The following is a 1,688-nucleotide window of genomic DNA, read 5'->3' on the forward strand; positions in this document are numbered from 1 at the left end:
TATAGCCAATGCAGTATGCAAGCAGTTTATTAGACCTCTTGCAAAATAATTTTGTGCTATTATGGAAAGCTTAGCCCATTTTATAGTCTAGCAGGCTGGGCAAGTTTTTAAAAATGCCAATCAACCCAATAATTAAAAGTTTGACCTAAACTTGAGCAAACTTTTAAGGATAACACATATTTTTTTTGCAAGAGGTCTATTATAGTAAACATGAGTAATAGAAAAAAGAACCAAAATTCTACAGCTTTCAACGATTACGAAGCTTTTGCAGAGGCTTACGTAACGCGAACTAATTCTAATGCTTACAATGCTTACTATGAGCGACCAGCTATGTTTTCTATTCTACCTAATGTAGAATCTAAACGGGTACTGGATGCTGGCTGTGCAGGCGGAGCATATACAGAGTGGTTAGTTAATCATAACGCTTCTGTGGTAGCCATTGATTTGAGTCGCAAAATGGTTCAATTAACTCAACAAAGACTGGGAAACCGCGCTCAAGTTTACCAGGCAGATTTGAGTCAACCTTTAAGTTTTTTGTCAGATGACTCTTTTGATATAGTTGTGAGTTCGCTAACTTTACACTATATCAAGGATTGGGATGGCGTTCTTAAGGAATTTCATCGTCTCCTGTCTACCTCCGGTCTTTTATTCTTTTCTACACACCATCCACTAATGGGTTTTCAGGTAGGTAAAGATGATTACTTTGCCACGGAATTGGTGGAAGAAGAGTGGACGGGTTTTGGGAATTCTCCCGTTCGCGTCCGCTTTTATCGAAAACCATTAAGTGCGATCGCTTCTTCACTTGCCAACACAGGGTTTGTCATAGAACAAATTATTGAGCCACGACCGGTAGAAGAGTGCAAACGCCTCGATCCGGAATCCTATCAGAAGTTGTCCATAACCCCTTGGTTTCTCATCATCCAAGCCAGAGCAAAGCAAATTTAGCGAATATTCAGAGTTGCGATCGCTTCTATATTAATCATATCTATAAGAGGCGCTTTATAGAATATGCAAGGCTAACCAATTCCTGCTTTCTCTTTGTAAAACAGCTTATTAGTGTCTAATTACCACACATTGACCAGTTGATATATAGCAGGGGCTTTCTGACTTATCTGCGAAGAACTCATCAACCGCCATTTTAGCCCCAAGACACTTTAAATATCTATAGTCATCAAAGATAATTATGCCACCTCTTGTCATCCTACCATAAAAAAAATTACAGCAATCCATTACAGACTGATAAATATCTACATCAACATGAACAAAACAGAAAGTTTTATCTTTTATAGAGGTTGCCGTATCAGGAAACAACCCCTGATATAAGTTAACATTCTTACAGTCAGATAAGTAAGCCTTGACCTTTTCAAGCGATGTATCCCCAAAAGCTCCCTCTTGAAAAATATCTTTATGGGGGTCAACTGCTGGCATCCCAGAAAAGGTATCGAAAAGATATAAACTTTTGCCTGTTCATTCAAACATTTTAGCTAACAGTTTTGCTGACCCCCCCTTGTAAACACCGATCTCAGCCACCTCCCCTGCTAAGTTGGCTACTTGTTTAGAAAACTGATAAAGCATATAACAACTCAGTTTTTCTACTCTAGTGTAGGCAACTATACTCTCCATTAAATTAATAAATTCCTTATCTTGTTTCCATAAATCAATGGGAGGAGGTTTAGGTGGTAATCGGT

General features: G+C 38.5%; 2 protein-coding genes and 1 pseudogene. 1 reads left to right on the top strand and 2 read right to left on the bottom strand.

Going from position 1 to position 1,688, the window contains the following annotated elements; translation table 11 throughout:
* Window positions 1-210 precede the first annotated feature (210 nt).
* The gene (locus QUA20_RS31655; protein ID WP_333194297.1) at window positions 211-945 is read left to right on the top strand and encodes a class I SAM-dependent methyltransferase; all 735 of its coding nucleotides are present in this window, start codon (window positions 211-213) and stop codon (window positions 943-945) included.
* A 108-nt stretch (window positions 946-1,053) separates the two neighbouring features.
* Here QUA20_RS31655 and QUA20_RS31660 read toward each other — a convergent pair.
* Both QUA20_RS31660 and QUA20_RS31665 read right to left on the bottom strand, forming a co-directional pair.
* Window positions 1,054-1,449, bottom strand: a pseudogene (locus QUA20_RS31660) (TylF/MycF/NovP-related O-methyltransferase); the annotation flags it as partial.
* An 18-nt stretch (window positions 1,450-1,467) separates the two neighbouring features.
* Window positions 1,468-1,688, bottom strand: a 221-nt coding sequence (locus QUA20_RS31665) for a hypothetical protein (RefSeq protein ID WP_333194299.1), incomplete at its 5' end; no start/stop codon positions are given.

The organism is Microcoleus sp. Pol7_A1 (genome assembly GCF_036701085.1).
In the GTDB taxonomy this organism is placed as follows: domain Bacteria; phylum Cyanobacteriota; class Cyanobacteriia; order Cyanobacteriales; family Microcoleaceae; genus Microcoleus; species Microcoleus asticus.

What these genes read in the sequence shown, in the direction of transcription:
- QUA20_RS31655 (WP_333194297.1), top strand. Translation starts at nt 211, where the DNA reads ATGAGTAATAGAAAAAAGAACCAAAATTCTACAGCTTTCAACGATTAC.